Source organism: Rhizobacter terrae, from assembly GCF_003852895.1.
GTDB lineage: Bacteria > Pseudomonadota > Gammaproteobacteria > Burkholderiales > Burkholderiaceae_C > Albitalea > Albitalea terrae.
Genome location: NZ_QUSW01000014.1, coordinates 1 through 17,348, shown reverse-complemented (window position 1 = coordinate 17,348; position 17,348 = coordinate 1). Strand labels below are relative to the sequence as shown.

Below are 17,348 nucleotides of genomic sequence, written 5' to 3'. Positions count from 1 at the left end.
CTGCTGCGCGGCACCAAGCGTGAAGAAGTCGAGCGCGGCCAGGTGCTGTGCAAGCCGGGCTCCATCAAGCCGCACACGCACTTCACCGCCGAGGTGTACGTGCTGAGCAAGGAAGAGGGCGGCCGCCACACGCCGTTCTTCAACAACTACCGTCCCCAGTTCTACTTCCGCACGACGGACGTGACCGGCGCGGTGGAGCTGCCCAAGGACAAGGAAATGGTCATGCCCGGCNCGACAACGTGAGCATCACGGTCAAGCTGATCGCCCCCATCGCGATGGAAGAAGGCCTGCGCTTTGCCATCCGTGAAGGCGGCCGCACCGTGGGCGCCGGCGTCGTCGCAAAGATCATGGAGTAATCAGCAGTAGTCCAAGCGTTTTCAGGCCGCAGGGGTATAGCTCAATTGGCAGAGCGCCGGTCTCCAAAACCGGAGGTTGGGGGTTCGATTCCCTCTGCCCCTGCCAAGCGAAGGCTCTGAGGAGCCGGTCGCGGCGGTCGAAAAAGCAGCCCGTGAGCGCACGAAAGTGCCTCCGGGCTTTGCTGCTGTAAGGCGCCAGGGGTTTTGAAACCCGGAAACGCCCCGAAATGAACTGAAACCAATGTCGAATCCTCCTGTCGAAACTGTCTCCACCGGCGCTGACAAGGCCAAGCTCGCCGTCTCCGGCTTGCTGGTGGTCGGCGCCGTGGTCGCGTTCTATGCGCTGGGCAAGCAGGACCAGTGGCTGCGCGTGGTCGCGCTCCTGGGCTTGCTGGTCGTGGCAGTGGGCATCTTCTTCACCTCCGAATCCGGCAAGCAGCTCATCGCCTACGGCCAGGATTCCGTCAAGGAAGTGAAAAAGGTCGTCTGGCCCACACGCAAGGAGGCCGGGCAGATGACGCTGTACGTGTTCCTGTTCGTGTTCGTGATGGCCCTGTTCCTGTGGATCACCGACAAGACGCTGGAATGGGCGCTGTACGACCTGATCCTGGGCTGGAAGCGTTGAGGACCACGAGATGACCGAACAAGTCGAAAACGCCCCCGCCAACAACAAGCGCTGGTATGTCGTTCACGCCTACTCCGGCATGGAGAAGGCCGTGGAGCGCAACCTGCGCGAGCGCATCGAGCGCTCGGAGTTGCAAGCCAAATTCGGCCGCATCCTGGTGCCGATGGAGGAAGTCGTCGAGCTCAAGAACGGCAAGAAGTCCGTGTCCGAGCGCCGCTTCTTCCCCGGCTACGTGCTGGTCGAGATGGAAATGGACGACGACACCTGGCACCTGGTGAAGCACACCAGCAAGGTGACGGGCTTCGTCGGCGGTGCCAAGAACCGCCCGGCCCCGATCTCGGAAGCCGAGGTCATGAAGATCGTCAACCAGATGCAAGAGGGCATCGAGAAGCCCCGGCCCAAGGTCGAATGGGAAGTGGGCGAGATGGTCCGCGTCAAGGAAGGTCCGTTCACCGACTTCAACGGCGCCATCGAGGATGTCAACTACGACAAGTCCAAGGTGCGTGTCTCGGTCACCATCTTCGGTCGCGCCACCCCTGTCGAGCTGGACTTCGCCCAGGTCGAGAAGGTCTGATCGGAACGAGATTCCGGGCCGCTGCGGGCCTGGCGAAGCTGAGAAGCCGAACCGAACCGCAACCGTTGCTGCCGGTGACGAGACACCGGTACGAGGAGCCAAGGTAACCAGCCCTTGGCGTTTGAACTCAAGAAGCCAGCGCATGCCGGCTTCTCATTGAAAGAGTGACATGGCAAAGAAGATTGTCGGCTTCATCAAGCTGCAAATCCCGGCGGGCAAGGCAAACCCGTCGCCCCCGATCGGTCCGGCGCTGGGTCAGCGCGGTCTGAACATCATGGAGTTCTGCAAGGCGTTCAACGCGCAGACGCAAGGCATGGAGCCTGGTCTCGTGTTGCCGGTGGTCATCACCGCCTTCGCGGACAAGTCCTTCACCTTCATCCTCAAGACCCCGCCGGCCACCGTGCTGATCAAGAAGGCCGCGAAGGTGGACAAGGGTTCGCCGCGTCCGAACGCGCAGAAGGTCGCCAAGCTGACCCGCGCCCAGGTCGAGGAAATCGCCAAGACCAAGTTGAAGGACCTCACGGCCGCCAACCTGGAAGCCGCGGTCCGCACGATCGCCGGTTCCGCCCGCTCGATGGGCATCACGGTGGAGGGCCTCTGATCATGGCAAAGCTGACCAAGCGTCAAAAGGCCTTGCAAGGCAAGGTCGACAGCACCAAGCTGTACCCGATCGACAACGCCCTGGCGATCGTCAAGGAATGCGCCAACGCCAAGTTCGATGAATCCATCGACGTGGCGGTGCAGCTGGGCATCGACGCCAAGAAGTCCGACCAGGTCGTCCGCGGCGCCGTCGTGCTGCCCAACGGGACCGGCAAGACCAAGCGCGTGGCCGTGTTCGCCCAAGGCGCCAAGGCTGAAGAAGCCAAGGCCGCTGGCGCCGACGTCGTCGGCATGGAAGACCTGGCTGAGCAAGTCAAGGCCGGCAACATCAACTTCGACGTCGTGATCGCTTCGCCCGACACGATGCGGGTGGTGGGTACGCTGGGCCAGATCCTCGGTCCGCGCGGCCTGATGCCGAACCCGAAGGTCGGCACCGTGACGCCCGACGTCGCGACCGCCGTCAAGAACGCCAAGGCCGGCCAGGTGCAGTTCCGCGTCGACAAGGCCGGCATCGTGCACGGCACGATCGGCCGCCGTTCGTTCGACACCGACAAGCTGGTGGGCAACCTGCGTGCGCTGATCGAGGCCCTGAACAAGGCCAAGCCGGCGTCCAGCAAGGGCATCTACCTGCGCAAGGTGGCTGTGTCTTCGACGATGGGTGTCGGCGCTCGCGTCGAAGTCGCGTCGATCAACGCCGCCACGCCGCAGGCGTAAGGAAACGAGGGTCGGCGCGAGTCTGGCGCCGGCCTGATGAGTTTGGTGGGCTGCGTGTGTCGCAAAGCAGTTTGCAAGCGAGGCACGCAGGTCATCCAAGACCGCTGGTGAAGCCGAAGGGCTTCCTAAATGCGGGCAAAGGCTCGAAAGAGCTCAAGCCCAAGGCCAGCGCAGATGGCGGTCCCGCTGAAAGAAGGATTTGGTTCCTGGTTTCGGCAAGGTCGCTGAACGAGGTGTGCGGGGAGTCGGGCAACCGGCAAGCCGCACGTGATGTGAGGAGTAGACCTTGAGTCTCAATCGCAACGAGAAAGCAGCCGTGGTGACGGATGTGGCCGCGCAAGTCGCGCGTTCGCAGACGTTGGCGCTGGCCGAGTACCGTGGCCTCACCGTTGAACACCTGAACAACCTGCGCAAGCAGGCTCGCGACAAGGGTGTGTATCTTCACGTGCTGAAGAACACGCTGGCTCGCCGTGCCGTCGCTGGCACGCCGTTCGAGGTGGCATCGGATGCCATGGTCGGCCCGCTGATCTACGGTTTTTCCGAAGACGCCGTTGCCGCGGCCAAAGTCATCGCTGACTTTGCCAAGGGCAACGACAAGCTGATCGTCAAGGCCGGCGCCTATGCCGGCAAGGTCCTGAACGCCGACGGCGTGAAGGCCCTGGCCAACATTCCGACCAAGGAAGTGCTGCTGTCCCAACTGGCAGGCCTTCTCAAGTCGCCGGTGCAGCGTACCGCTGCCGTCCTGGCGGCCCTGGCCGAGAAGAAGGGTGGCGGCGCCGAGGCGCCTGCTGCCGAAGCGGCCGCAGCCTGAACGATCAACACGCAACTCTTACCTGATATCTAGGAACCCAAAATGGCATTCGATAAAGACGCATTCCTGACCGCCCTGGACAGCATGTCCGTCATGGAACTCAATGACCTGGTCAAGGCCATTGAAGAGAAGTTCGGCGTGTCCGCCGCTTCGATGGCTGCTCCGGCCGCCGGTGGCGCTGGTGGCGCCGCTGCCGCCGCAGTGGAAGAAAAGACCGAATTCAACGTCGTGCTGCTCGAAGCCGGCGCCAACAAGGTCTCGGTCATCAAGGCCGTTCGCGAACTCACCGGCCTGGGCCTCAAGGAAGCCAAGGACCTGGTCGACGGCGCTCCGAAGCCCGTCAAGGAAGCGATTCCCAAGGCCGACGCAGAAGCCGCCGCCAAGAAACTGGTGGAAGCCGGCGCCAAGGCAGAAGTCAAGTAATTGCCTCTGCTGCATGGGGCTGGGAGCCGAAAAGGGCCCCCAGCCTTTTGCGCTTCAAGGGTGGTGTGGTTATTCACCCTTGGAGAGCACCTGGGAGGGCCCTCGACCCGACAATCGAGGACCTTCCCAAGTGTTCTCTGATCCGACTGCAGAGAAACGGGTTTGGTCGGGCTCCGGTGCAATGCCGGGGTTGTCCGCCAGCGGTTGGTAGTGGCCAACCACCAAGCTTCGGGCGCAAGGCTCGAAAGACAGTCGCCGACGGAAAGCCGCACCTCGGCCCGGTGCGACCTTCCTGAGACGGAGTGTGAAAACACATATGGCGCAGCAAACAACCCCGTACAGCTACACCGAGCGCAAGCGCATCCGCAAGAGCTTCGGCAAGCGTGAGAGTGTCCTCAACGTCCCCTACCTGCTGACCATGCAGCGGGAGTCGTACGTCGCCTTCCTGCAGAAGGACGTACCACCGCAAAAGCGCAAGCCCGAGGGCTTGCAAGCCGCTTTCCTGTCCGCGTTCCCGATTGTTTCGCACAACGGTTTCGTGGAGATGAAGTTCATCGAGTTCAACATGGCCAAGCCCGCGTTCGACACGCGGGAGTGCCAGCAGCGCGGCCTGACCTACGCCGCCGCCGTGCGCGCGAAGCTGCAGATGATCATCTATGACCGTGAATCGCCCCAGGCGAAGACCGTCAAGGAGATCAAGGAGCAAGAGGTCTACATGGGCGAAGTGCCGCTCATGACCGACTACGGCTCGTTCATCGTCAATGGCACCGAGCGTGTCATCGTGTCGCAGCTGCACCGTTCGCCGGGCGTGTTCTTCGAACACGACAAGGGCAAGACGCACAGCTCGGGCAAGCTGCTGTTCAGCGCCCGCATCATTCCCTATCGCGGTTCCTGGCTCGACTTCGAGTTCGACCCGAAGGACGTGCTGTACTTCCGCGTGGACCGTCGTCGCAAGATGCCGGTGACCATCTTGTTGAAGGCCATCGGCCTGAACCCCGAAGCCATCCTGGCGCACTTCTTCGTCTTCGACAACTTCCGTCTGATGGACACCGGTGCCCAGATGGAATTCGTGGCCGACCGCCTGCGCGGCGAGATCGCGCGCTTCGACATCACCGACAAGAGCGGTAACGTCATCGTCGAGAAGGACAAGCGGATCACGGCGCGCCACACGCGCCAGATCGAGCAGAGCGAGACGCAGTTCATCAGCGTGCCGGAAGATTTCCTGGTCGGCCGCGTGATCGCACGCAACATTGTCGACCCCGACACCGGTGAGATCATCGCCAAGGCCAATGACGAGATCACCGAGTCTCTGCTGAAGAAGCTGCGTGCCGCGGGCATCAAGGAAGTCCAGGCGCTGTACACCAACGAGCTGGACGAAGGCGCATACATCAGCCAGACCCTGGCGTCGGACGAAACCGCCGACCAGCTGGCTGCCCGCGTGGCCATCTACCGCATGATGCGCCCCGGCGAGCCGCCGACGGAAGACGCCGTCGAGGCGCTGTTCCATCGACTGTTCTACTCGGCGGACACGTACGACCTGTCGCGCGTGGGCCGCATGAAGTTCAACGCCCGCGTGGGCCGCGACGTGCCTGAAGGTCCGATGACCCTCAGCAACGACGACATCCTCGACGTGGTGAAGATCCTCGTGGAGCTGCGCAACGGCCGCGGTGAAGTCGACGACATCGACCACCTGGGCAACCGCCGCGTGCGTTGCGTGGGCGAACTGGCCGAAAACCAGTACCGCTCGGGCCTCGCCCGCATCGAGAAGGCCGTGAAGGAGCGTCTGGGCCAAGCCGAAACCGAAGCCCTGATGCCGCACGACCTGATCAACTCCAAGCCGATCTCCGCGGCGCTCAAGGAGTTCTTCGGTGCGTCGCAGCTGTCGCAGTTCATGGACCAGACCAACCCGCTGTCCGAGATCACGCACAAGCGTCGCGTCTCGGCGCTGGGCCCGGGTGGCCTGACCCGCGAGCGTGCCGGCTTCGAAGTGCGCGACGTGCACCCGACCCACTACGGCCGCGTGTGCCCGATCGAAACGCCTGAAGGTCCGAACATCGGCCTGATCAACTCGCTGGCCCTGTACGCGCAGCTCAACGAATATGGCTTCCTCGAGACGCCGTATCGTCGCGTGGCCGACGGCAAGGTGACCAACCAGATCGACTACCTCTCGGCCATCGAAGAAGGCAAGTACGTGATCGCCCAGGCGAACGCGACGCTGGATGCCGAAGGCAAGCTGATCGACGAGCTGGTCTCCGCCCGTGACAACGGCGAATCCATCCTGACCTCGCCGGAACGCATCCAGTACATGGACGTGGCGCCGACGCAGATCGTGTCGGTGGCCGCTTCGCTCGTGCCCTTCCTGGAGCACGACGACGCGAACCGCGCGCTGATGGGCGCCAACATGCAGCGCCAGGCCGTGCCGACCCTGCGTCCTGAGAAGGCGCTGGTGGGCACCGGCGTGGAGCGCGTGGCCGCCAAGGACTCGGGCACCGTCGTGGCCGCCCGCCGCGGTGGCGTGGTGGACTACGTCGACACGAACCGCATCGTGATTCGCGTCAATGACAGCGAAACGGTGGCCGGCGAAGTCGGCGTGGACATCTACAACCTCATCAAGTACCAGCGTTCGAACCAGAACACCAACATCCACCAGCGTCCGATCGTCAAGCGCGGCGACACGGTGACGGCCGAGGACATCATCGCCGACGGCGCGTCCACGGACATCGGTGAACTGGCGCTCGGCCAGAACATGCTGGTCGCGTTCATGCCCTGGAACGGCTACAACTTCGAAGACTCGATCCTGATCTCCGAACGCGTGGTGGCCGACGACCGCTACACCTCGATCCACATCGAGGAACTGGTGGTGATGGCGCGTGACACCAAGCTGGGTGCGGAAGAAATCACCCGCGACATCCCGAACCTGTCGGAGCAGCAACTGGCTCGCCTCGACGAATCGGGCATCGTGTACGTGGGTGCCGAAGTGAACCCGGGCGACACGCTCGTCGGCAAGGTCACGCCCAAGGGCGAAACCACCCTCACGCCGGAAGAAAAGCTGCTGCGCGCGATCTTCGGCGAGAAGGCATCGGACGTGAAGGACACGTCGCTGCGTGTCGACCAAGGCACGAGCGGCACCGTCATCGACGTGCAGGTCTTCACCCGTGAAGGCATCCCCCGCGACAAGCGCGCCCAGCAGATCATCGACGATGAACTCAAGCGCTATCGCCTGGACCTGAACGACCAGCTTCGCATCGTGGAGGCCGACGCCTTCGACCGGATCGAGAAGCTGCTGGTGGGCAAGGTCGCCAACGGTGGTCCGCAGAAGATCGCCAAGGGCACGACCATCGACAAGGCGTACCTGGCCAGCGTCGAGAAGTACCACTGGTTCGACATCCGTCCGTCCGACGACGACATCGCCAACCAGCTCGAGTCCATCAAGAACTCGCTGGAGCAGACGCGCCACAGCTTCGACCTCGCGTTCGAAGAAAAGCGCAAGAAGCTCACGCAAGGCGACGAGCTGCCGGCCGGCGTGCTGAAGATGGTGAAGGTGTACCTCGCCGTCAAGCGCCGCCTGCAGCCCGGCGACAAGATGGCCGGCCGTCACGGCAACAAGGGCGTGGTGTCCAAGATCGTTCCGGTCGAAGACATGCCCTACATGGCCGACGGCACGCCGTGCGACATCGTGCTCAACCCGCTGGGCGTGCCTTCGCGCATGAACGTGGGCCAGGTGCTTGAAGTCCACCTGGGCTGGGCCGGCAAGGGCATCGGCCAGCGCATCGGCGACATGCTGCAGGAGCAGGCCAAGGCGGCTGAGCTGCGCAAGTTCCTCGACCAGCTGTACAACCAGTCGGGCGGCAAGACCGAGCGCCTGGAGCACCTGAGCGACGACGAGATCGTCGAGATGGCACGCAACCTGTCCAAGGGCGTTCCCTTCGCCACGCCGGTGTTCGACGGCGCGGCCGAAGAGGAAATCCGCGGCATGCTCAAGCTCGCCTACCCGGACGAGATCGCGCAAGCCAAGGGCCTGACCGCCACGCGCACGCAAGCCACGCTGCATGACGGCCGCACCGGCGATGCCTTCGAGCGTCCCGTCACCGTCGGCTACATGCACGTGCTCAAGCTGCACCACCTGGTCGACGACAAGATGCACGCCCGTTCCACCGGCCCGTACTCGCTCGTCACCCAGCAGCCGCTGGGCGGCAAGGCGCAGTTCGGTGGCCAGCGCTTCGGCGAAATGGAAGTGTGGGCACTGGAAGCCTACGGCGCGTCCTACGTGCTGCAGGAAATGCTGACGGTCAAGTCCGACGACGTGAATGGTCGTACGAAGGTGTACGAGAACATCGTCAAGGGTGAACACGCCATCGAAGCCGGCATGCCGGAATCGTTCAACGTGCTGGTCAAGGAAATTCGTTCGCTCGGTATCGACATCGAGCTCGAGCGCAACTAAAGGAGAGATGCATGAAAGGCTTGTTGGACCTTTTCAAGCAATTCACGCCGGACGAACACTTCGACGCGATCAAGATCGGGCTGGCCTCGCCCGAGAAGATTCGTTCGTGGTCCTTCGGTGAAGTGAAGAAGCCCGAGACCATCAACTACCGGACGTTCAAGCCGGAACGCGATGGCCTCTTCTGCGCCAAGATCTTCGGCCCGATCAAGGACTACGAGTGCCTGTGCGGCAAGTACAAGCGCCTGAAGCACCGCGGCGTCATCTGCGAGAAGTGCGGCGTCGAAGTGACGCAGACCAAGGTTCGCCGTGACCGCATGGGTCACATCGACCTGGCTGCGCCCTGCGCGCACATCTGGTTCCTGAAGTCGCTGCCGTCGCGCCTGGGCCTGGTGCTCGACATGACGCTGCGCGACATCGAGCGCGTGCTGTACTTCGAGGCGTATGTCGTGGTCGACCCCGGCATGACCCCGCTCAAGAAGTTCTCGATCATGAGCGAGGACGACTATGACGCGAAGCGCACCGAGTACGGTGACGAGTTCATTGCGCTCATGGGCGCCGAGGGCGTCAAGAAGCTGCTCGAAGAGATCGACCTCGACATCGAGATCGAGAAGCTGCGTGGCGACATGACCGGCTCGGAGCTGAAGGTCAAGAAGAACTCCAAGCGCCTGAAGGTGATGGAAGCCTTCAAGAAGTCCGGCATCAAGCCCCAGTGGATGGTGATGGACGTGCTGCCGGTGCTGCCGCCGGACCTGCGTCCGCTGGTGCCGCTGGACGGCGGCCGCTTCGCGACTTCCGACCTGAACGACCTCTACCGTCGCGTCATCAACCGCAACAACCGCCTGGCCCGCCTGCTGGAGCTGAAGGCCCCTGAGATCATCGTGCGCAACGAAAAGCGCATGCTGCAGGAAGCCGTCGACTCGCTGCTGGACAACGGCCGCCGCGGCAAGGCCATGACCGGCGCGAACAAGCGCGCGCTGAAGTCGCTGGCCGACATGATCAAGGGCAAGAGCGGCCGCTTCCGCCAGAACCTGCTGGGCAAGCGCGTCGACTACTCCGGCCGTTCGGTCATCGTGGTGGGTCCGACGCTCAAGCTGCACCAGTGCGGCCTGCCCAAGCTGATGGCGCTGGAGCTGTTCAAGCCCTTTATCTTCTCGCGCCTGGAGGCGATGGGCATCGCCACCACCATCAAGGCGGCGAAGAAGGAAGTGGAAGCCGGCACGCCGGTGGTATGGGACATCCTTGAAGAAGTGATCAAGGAACACCCGGTGATGCTGAACCGCGCGCCGACGCTGCACCGCCTGGGCATCCAGGCCTTCGAGCCGGTGCTGATCGAAGGCAAGGCCATTCAGCTGCATCCGCTCGTTTGCTCGGCCTTCAACGCCGACTTCGACGGTGACCAGATGGCTGTTCACGTGCCGCTGTCCATCGAAGCGCAGATGGAAGCCCGCACGCTGATGTTGGCGTCCAACAACGTGCTGTTCCCGGCCAACGGCGAACCGTCCATCGTCCCGTCGCAAGACGTGGTGCTGGGCCTGTACTACGCCACCCGCGAGCGCATCAACGGCCGCGGCGAAGGCATCATCTTCTCGGACGTGCCCGAAGTGCAGCGCGCTTTGGACAACGGCCAGGTGGAAATCACCGCGAAGATCAGCGTTCGCCTGACCGAGTACGTCAAGAACAAGGAAACCGGCGAATTCACGTCGGAGACCAAGCTTGTCGACACGACCGTCGGCCGCGCGCTGCTGTCCGAGATCCTGCCCAAGGGCCTGCCGTTCTCGAACATCAACAAGGCGCTGAAGAAGAAGGAAATCTCGCGCCTGATCAACACCTCCTTCCGCAAGTGCGGCCTGAAGGAAACGGTGGTGTTCGCCGACAAGCTGCTGCAGTCGGGCTTCCGCCTCGCCACGCGCGCGGGCATCTCGATCGCCATCGACGACATGCTGGTCCCCAAGGAAAAGCATGGCCTCATCGAGCGCGCCGAGAAGGAAGTCAAGGAGATCGAACAGCAGTATGTGTCCGGTCTCGTGACCGCAGGCGAGCGCTACAACAAGGTGGTGGACATCTGGGGCAAGACCGGCGACGAAGTCGGCAAGGTCATGATGTCGCAGCTGTCCAAGCAGAAGACCACCGACCGCCACGGCAAGGAAGTGGACCAGGAGTCGTTCAACTCCATCTACATGATGGCCGACTCCGGCGCCCGCGGCTCCGCAGCGCAGATTCGCCAGCTGGCCGGCATGCGCGGCCTGATGGCCAAGCCCGACGGCTCGATCATCGAGACGCCCATCACGGCGAACTTCCGTGAAGGCCTGAACGTGCTGCAGTACTTCATCTCCACCCACGGTGCTCGCAAGGGCCTGGCGGACACGGCGCTGAAGACCGCGAACTCCGGCTACCTGACACGTCGTCTGGTCGACGTGACGCAAGACTTGGTCGTGACCGAGGACGATTGCGGTACGCAGAATGGCATGAACCAGCGCGCGCTGGTCGAGGGTGGTGAAGTCATCGAATCGCTGCGCGACCGCATCCTCGGCCGCGTCACCGCGACCGAAGTCGAGCACCCCGAGACGCAGCAGCCGCTGCTGCCGGCCGGTGCCATGCTGGACGAAGACTCGCTGGACCTCATCGAAGCCGCCGGCGTCGACGAGGTGAAGGTGCGCACCGCGCTGACCTGCGGCACGCGCTTCGGCATCTGCGCCAAGTGCTATGGCCGCGACCTCGGCCGCGGCGGCCTGGTGAACCAGGGCGAAGCCATCGGCGTGATCGCTGCGCAGTCCATCGGCGAACCCGGCACGCAGCTGACGATGCGGACCTTCCACATCGGTGGTGCGGCGTCGCGTGCAGCCATCGCCTCCAGCGTGGATGCGAAGTCCGATGGCAACATCGGCTTCAACGCCACGATGCGCTACGTGACCAACGGCAAGGGCGAACTGGTGGTGATCTCGCGTTCCGGCGAAATCATCATCTCCGACCAGCACGGTCGTGAGCGCGAGCGCCACAAGGTGCCGTACGGTGCGCTGCTGTCCATCAGGCCTGATCAGCAAATCAAGGCCGGTACCGTGCTGGCCAACTGGGACCCGCTGACCCGCCCGATCATCACGGAATTCGCCGGTCGCGCGAAGTTCGAGAACATCGAGGAAGGCGTGACCGTCGCCAAGCAGGTCGACGAAGTGACGGGTCTGTCCACGCTGGTCGTGATCGACCCGAAGCGCCGCGGCGCTGCCAAGGTCGTGCGTCCGCAGGTCAAGCTGCTGGATGCCGGCGGCAACGAGGTGAAGATCCCTGGCACCGACCACTCGGTGACCATTGCCTTCCCGGTCGGTTCGCTGGTCCAGATTCGCGACGGCCAAGACCTCGCCCCGGGTGAAGTGCTCGCACGCATCCCGGTGGAAGGCCAGAAGACCCGCGACATCACCGGCGGTCTGCCGCGCGTGGCCGAGCTGTTCGAAGCGCGTTCGCCCAAGGACAAGGGCACGCTCGCCGAGATCACCGGCACCGTGTCCTTCGGCAAGGAGACCAAGGGCAAGGTTCGCCTGCAGATCACCGACCCGGACGGCAAGGTGTTCGAGGAACTCGTGCCCAAGGAAAAGAACATCCTCGTGCACGAAGGCCAAGTCGTGAACAAGGGCGAAACGATCGTCGACGGCCCGGCCGATCCGCAGGACATCCTGCGCCTGCTGGGCATCGAGGAACTGGCTCGCTACATCGTCGACGAAGTGCAGGACGTGTACCGTCTGCAGGGCGTGAAGATCAACGACAAGCACATCGAGGTGATCGTTCGCCAGATGCTGCGCCGTGTGCAGATCGTCAACCCGGGCGACACGCACTACATCGCCAACGAGCAGGTCGAGCGTTCGGAGCTGCTGGACACCAACGACAAGATGTTGGCCGAAGGCAAGATGATCGCCACGCACAGCGATGTGCTGCTGGGCATCACCAAGGCCTCGCTGTCGACCGACAGCTTCATCTCGGCGGCGTCCTTCCAGGAAACCACCCGTGTGCTTACCGAGGCTGCCATCATGGGCAAGCGCGACGAGCTGCGTGGCCTGAAGGAAAACGTCATCGTGGGTCGTCTGATTCCCGCCGGCACCGGCATGGCCTTCCATGCCGCGCGCAAGGCGAAGGAGGAAATGGACGACGCCGAGCGCCGCGCCATCGCGATGCAGGAAGCCGAGGAACTGGCTTCCATGCAACTCGCACAGGTGGATTCGGAGCCCGGTCCCGCGACCGAGTGATCGCCTTCGGGTGATTCAGGCAAAGGGCGGCTTCGGCCGCCCTTTGTTTTTGTTGCGTCGGCTGTGCACTTGAAACCTGCCGGTATCAGGATCGGCCTACCATCCGCGGATGAACATTGCCCTGATCGCGCACGACCACAAGAAGGACGACATGGTCGTCCTGGCCAAGGAATTCGCCGGATTTCTCTGCACTTGCCAGCTGATGGCGACCGGCACGACTGGCGGACGCTTGCAGGCCGAGGTCGGACTCCGTGTGGAATGCATGCTCAGCGGTCCGATGGGCGGCGACCTGCAGATCGGGGCCCGCCTGGCGGTTGGCCAAGTCGACGCGGTGGTGTTTCTGCGCGATCCGATGACGCCGCAACCGCACGAACCGGACATCAACGCCCTGGTCCGCGCCTGCGACGTGCACAACGTGCCTTGTGCCACCAATCTTTCCGGTGGACGACTGCTGCTTCAGGCGCTCAGCCGGACTTGAATGCGGCCAGCCAGGCCTCCGGCGTCAGGACCTCCAGTCCCAGCGGCCGGGTGCGGCGGGCGAGCTTGAGAACTGCCCGGTCTCGGCTGAGCAGCCAGCGGGCACCGTGGGCCAAGGCCAGGTCGATGAACTTCTGGTCGTCGGGATCGGTGCAGCGGACACGGCTGGCGGGGCCCTGCAACGACCGGGGCTCGGCGGTGCTGGCGAGTCGATCCCAGGCGGACCAGATCAGCGGCAGATCGGGAACGTAGGCCTGTGCAACACCCCTGGCCAACACGTGCTCGAGCTCTCCGCGCAAGTTGGCGCTAACAATCCAGCGCAATCGACCGGACTCCAGATGCCCGGACAGGCTGCTGCAAGACGGGTGACGAAACACCAGCCAATCCAGCACGACATTGGTGTCCAGCACCAGGCTCGGTACGGTGTCGGTGGCAGTCGGATCAGCGCTGGAAGTCATTGGAGGGTCTTCCCGAGCCGCCTTGTTGCGGCACGGGATTCACCCGAATATAATCGAGGGCTTTTCGGCAGATTCTGCTGCGCTCTTTGCCGGGCGGCTCACCGCAAACCCTTGCGGCTTCGGGCTTCCCTCCCATGAGGCGCGATGGTTTTCCGCCGGAAACCAAGTGACTTCAAACGGGAACAAGTTACCTATGCCAACCATCAACCAACTCGTGCGTCACGGTCGCGAGACCGAAGCCACGAAGTCCAAGTCGCCGGCGCTGCAAGGCGGCCCGCAGCGACGCGGCGTGTGCACCCGCGTGTACACCACCACCCCCAAGAAGCCGAACTCCGCGCTCCGCAAGGTCGCCAAGGTTCGTCTGACCAACGGGTTCGAAATCATTTCCTACATCGGCGGCGAAGGCCACAACCTGCAAGAGCACAGCGTCGTGCTCGTGCGCGGCGGCCGCGTGAAGGACTTGCCTGGCGTTCGCTACCACATCGTGCGCGGCTCGCTGGACCTGCAAGGCGTGAAAGACCGCAAGCAGGCCCGCTCCAAGTACGGCGCGAAGCGTCCGAAGAAGGCCTAAGAAGACATCAAGTTGCCATTCGAAGCTGCGATGCTTTGACTGGCGTATTTTTTCGGTTCGGCACGAAACGCCGGCCGAGTAAGTGGGTGGCCCCAGAAGTTGGTGGTGCCCAAGGCAAGGGGTGAGAGCCTCAAGCCAACTGAAGCAAAAGGAAGAGTGAAATGCCACGTCGTCGCGAAGTACCCAAGCGCGAGATCCTCCCTGATCCGAAGTTCGGTTCGGTCGATCTGTCCAAGTTCATGAACGTCATCATGGAATCGGGCAAGAAGGCGGTTGCCGAGCGCATCATCTACGGTGCCCTCGAACAGGTTGAAAAGAAGTCCGGCAAGGATCCGCTGGAAATCTTCACGGTCGCGCTGAACAACATCAAGCCGATGGTCGAAGTGAAGTCCCGCCGCGTTGGCGGTGCGAACTACCAAGTTCCCGTGGAAGTTCGTCCCGTCCGCCGCGTGGCCCTGGCCATGCGCTGGCTGAAGGAATCGGCGCGCAAGCGTGGTGAGAAGTCGATGGCACAACGCCTGGCCAACGAGCTGCTGGAAGCGGTCGAAGGCCGTGGCGGCGCGATGAAGAAGCGCGATGAAGTGCACCGCATGGCTGAAGCCAACAAGGCGTTCTCGCACTTCCGCTTCTAAAGCACATCCACCGACCACAACGTTCTCTCGGCCGCTCTTCGGGTTACTGCTGACCCGCGAGCGGCCCCTGCATTTGGAGTGACACCATGTCCCGCAAGACCCCGATCGAGCGCTACCGCAATATCGGTATCTCGGCTCACATCGACGCCGGCAAGACGACGACGACCGAGCGCATCCTTTACTACACCGGTGTGAACCACAAGATCGGTGAAGTGCACGATGGTGCTGCGACCATGGACTGGATGGAGCAGGAGCAAGAGCGCGGCATCACCATCACCTCGGCGGCCACCACCTGCTTCTGGAAGGGCATGGACCTGTCCTTCCCCGAGCACCGAATCAACATCATCGACACCCCGGGGCACGTGGACTTCACGATTGAAGTGGAGCGTTCCATGCGCGTGCTGGACGGTGCCTGCATGGTGTACTGCGCCGTGGGTGGCGTGCAGCCCCAGTCGGAAACCGTCTGGCGCCAGGCCAACAAGTACAAGGTGCCCCGTCTGGCCTTCGTGAACAAGATGGACCGCACCGGCGCGAACTTCTTCAAGGTCTACGAGCAGATGAAGACGCGCCTGAAGGCCAACCCCGTGCCGGTGGTGATCCCCATCGGCGCCGAGGAAAACTTCACCGGCGTGATCGACCTTATCAAGATGAAGGCGATCATCTGGGACGAAGCCTCCCAGGGCATGAAGTTCGAATACAAGGACATCCCGGCCGAGCTGGCTGACGATGCCCAGAAGTGGCGCGACAACATGGTCGAAGCGGCTGCCGAAGCCAGCGAAGACCTGATGAACAAGTACCTCGAGTCGGGCGAGCTGACCGAAGCCGAGATCAAGCAGGGCCTGCGCACCCGCACGATCGCCACCGAAATCCAGCCGATGCTGTGCGGCACCGCCTTCAAGAACAAGGGCGTGCAGCGCATGCTCGACGCGGTGATCGAGTACATGCCTTCGCCGATCGACATCCCGCCGGTCCCTGGCACCGATGAAGACGACAAGGAAACCTCGCGCAAGGCCGACGACAGCGAGAAGTTCGCTGCCCTGGCGTTCAAGCTGATGACCGACCCGTATGTCGGCCAGCTGACCTTCGTGCGTGTGTACTCCGGCGTGCTGAAGTCCGGCGACTCGGTCTACAACCCGATTCGCGGCAAGAAGGAACGCATCGGCCGTATCCTGCAGATGCACGCCAACCAGCGTGAAGAAATCAAGGAAATTCTGGCCGGCGACATCGCTGCCTGCGTGGGCCTGAAGGACGTCACGACCGGCGAAACGCTGTGCGATCCGGAATCGATCATCACCCTCGAGAAGATGGTGTTCCCTGAGCCCGTGATTTCGCAGGCCGTCGAACCCAAGACCAAGGCCGACCAGGAAAAGATGGGCATCGCACTGGGCCGCCTGGCCCAGGAAGATCCGTCCTTCCGCGTGCGTACCGACGAAGAATCCGGCCAGACCATCATTTCGGGCATGGGCGAGCTCCACCTCGAAATCATCGTCGACCGCATGAAGCGTGAATTCGGCGTGGAAGCCAACGTCGGCAAGCCGCAAGTGGCCTACCGCGAGACGATCCGCAAGGCGGTCACCGATGTCGAAGGGAAGTTCGTTCGCCAGTCGGGCGGCAAGGGCCAATACGGCCACGTCGTGCTGACGGTCGAGCCGCAAGAGCCGGGCAAGGGCTTCGAATTCGTCGACGCCATCAAGGGCGGCGTGGTGCCGCGTGAATTCATCCCCGCCGTGAAGAAGGGTGTGGAAGACACGCTGCCCAACGGCGTGCTGGCCGGCTACCCCGTGGTGGACGTGAAGGTCACGCTGACCTTCGGTTCGTACCACGAAGTGGACTCCAACGAAAACGCGTTCAAGATGGCCGCGTCCATGGGCTTCAAGGACGGCTGCCGCAAGGCTCAGCCGGTGATCCTCGAGCCGATGATGGCCGTGGAAGTCGAGACGCCGGAAGACTACGCCGGTGGCGTGATGGGCGACCTGTCGTCCCGTCGCGGCATGGTGCAAGGCATGGACGACATGCCTGGCGGCGGCAAGATCATCAAGGCCGAAGTTCCGCTGTCGGAAATGTTCGGATACTCGACCACGCTGCGTTCGATGTCGCAAGGCCGTGCCACGTACACGATGGAGTTCAAGCACTACGCCGAAGCTCCGAAGAATGTGGCCGACGCGATCATCACCGCCCGCGGCAAGTAAGCAAGACAAGTTAGACGAGCCGGTCTTCGTCGGAGCACCGCCTGCTGCCAGTGGCAGGCGGATTCAACCTCCCTCGGAGACCTTAAACACTGCACTGGAAATGCTCTTTGATACGGAGATTCAGAAATGGCAAAAGGCAAATTTGAACGGACCAAGCCGCACGTGAACGTGGGCACGATTGGCCACGTGGACCACGGCAAGACGACCTTGACGGCGGCGATCACGACGGTGCTGTCGAGCAAGTT

At 63.0% G+C, this 17,348-nt stretch carries 14 protein-coding genes, 1 tRNA gene and 1 pseudogene; 15 read left to right on the top strand and 1 reads right to left on the bottom strand.

Going from position 1 to position 17,348, the window contains the following annotated elements:
• The 11 genes and pseudogenes from DZC73_RS29340 to DZC73_RS29290 all read left to right on the top strand — a co-directional run.
• Positions 1–356, top strand: a pseudogene (locus DZC73_RS29340) (EF-Tu C-terminal domain-related protein); the annotation flags it as partial.
• Between the two features lie 30 nt (positions 357–386).
• Positions 387–462 (top strand) — tRNA-Trp (locus DZC73_RS29335).
• 135 nt (positions 463–597) lie between these two features.
• Positions 598–981, top strand: a complete 384-nt coding sequence (gene secE, locus DZC73_RS29330) for a preprotein translocase subunit SecE (protein WP_124543956.1) — start codon at positions 598–600, stop codon at positions 979–981.
• A 10-nt stretch (positions 982–991) separates the two neighbouring features.
• Positions 992–1,555: a transcription termination/antitermination protein NusG gene (nusG, locus tag DZC73_RS29325; protein WP_124543955.1), complete on the top strand. Its 564-nt coding sequence runs from the start codon at positions 992–994 to the stop codon at positions 1,553–1,555.
• A 169-nt stretch (positions 1,556–1,724) separates the two neighbouring features.
• Entirely contained in the window at positions 1,725–2,156 is a 432-nt protein-coding gene (rplK, locus tag DZC73_RS29320; RefSeq protein WP_124543954.1) for a 50S ribosomal protein L11, read from the top strand.
• Between the two features lie 2 nt (positions 2,157–2,158).
• Complete coding sequence (rplA, locus tag DZC73_RS29315; protein ID WP_124543953.1) at positions 2,159–2,869, top strand: 50S ribosomal protein L1; 711 nt, start codon at positions 2,159–2,161, stop codon at positions 2,867–2,869.
• 286 nt (positions 2,870–3,155) lie between these two features.
• Complete coding sequence (gene rplJ / locus DZC73_RS29310) at positions 3,156–3,680, top strand: 50S ribosomal protein L10 (protein ID WP_124543952.1); 525 nt, start codon at positions 3,156–3,158, stop codon at positions 3,678–3,680.
• A gap of 42 nt (positions 3,681–3,722) precedes the next feature.
• Positions 3,723–4,103 (top strand): 50S ribosomal protein L7/L12, encoded by a 381-nt coding sequence (gene rplL, locus DZC73_RS29305; RefSeq protein ID WP_124543951.1) that lies wholly within the window; start codon positions 3,723–3,725, stop codon positions 4,101–4,103.
• A 316-nt stretch (positions 4,104–4,419) separates the two neighbouring features.
• Positions 4,420–8,544 (top strand): DNA-directed RNA polymerase subunit beta, encoded by a 4,125-nt coding sequence (gene rpoB / locus DZC73_RS29300; protein ID WP_124543950.1) that lies wholly within the window; start codon positions 4,420–4,422, stop codon positions 8,542–8,544.
• Positions 8,545–8,555: 11 nt separating this feature from the next.
• Positions 8,556–12,776 (top strand): DNA-directed RNA polymerase subunit beta', encoded by a 4,221-nt coding sequence (gene rpoC / locus DZC73_RS29295; protein WP_124543949.1) that lies wholly within the window; start codon positions 8,556–8,558, stop codon positions 12,774–12,776.
• Between the two features lie 109 nt (positions 12,777–12,885).
• Positions 12,886–13,254 carry a methylglyoxal synthase gene (locus DZC73_RS29290; protein WP_124543948.1) on the top strand — a complete coding sequence of 123 codons (369 nt, stop codon included), beginning with the start codon at positions 12,886–12,888 and terminating at the stop codon, positions 13,252–13,254.
• Here the strand turns inward: DZC73_RS29290 and DZC73_RS29285 are convergent.
• A complete protein-coding gene (locus DZC73_RS29285) occupies positions 13,241–13,711 on the bottom strand; it encodes a PIN domain-containing protein (RefSeq protein WP_124543947.1) in 471 nt (156 codons plus the stop codon). The two genes, DZC73_RS29290 and DZC73_RS29285, sit on opposite strands and share 14 nt — an antisense overlap.
• Positions 13,712–13,904: 193 nt before the next feature.
• Here DZC73_RS29285 and rpsL point away from each other — a divergent pair, with 193 nt between their 5' ends.
• The 4 genes from rpsL to DZC73_RS29265 all read left to right on the top strand — a co-directional run.
• The gene (gene rpsL, locus DZC73_RS29280) at positions 13,905–14,282 is read left to right on the top strand and encodes a 30S ribosomal protein S12 (RefSeq protein WP_124543946.1); all 378 of its coding nucleotides are present in this window, start codon (positions 13,905–13,907) and stop codon (positions 14,280–14,282) included.
• Positions 14,283–14,443: 161 nt separating this feature from the next.
• Positions 14,444–14,914, top strand: coding sequence for a 30S ribosomal protein S7 (rpsG, locus tag DZC73_RS29275; RefSeq protein ID WP_025495256.1), 471 nt, complete (start codon positions 14,444–14,446; stop codon positions 14,912–14,914).
• Positions 14,915–15,000: 86 nt separating this feature from the next.
• Entirely contained in the window at positions 15,001–17,103 is a 2,103-nt protein-coding gene (fusA, locus tag DZC73_RS29270) for an elongation factor G (protein ID WP_124543945.1), read from the top strand.
• Positions 17,104–17,229: 126 nt separating this feature from the next.
• On the top strand, positions 17,230–17,348 hold a 119-nt coding region (locus DZC73_RS29265), incomplete at its 3' end, for a GTP-binding protein (RefSeq protein WP_231690486.1).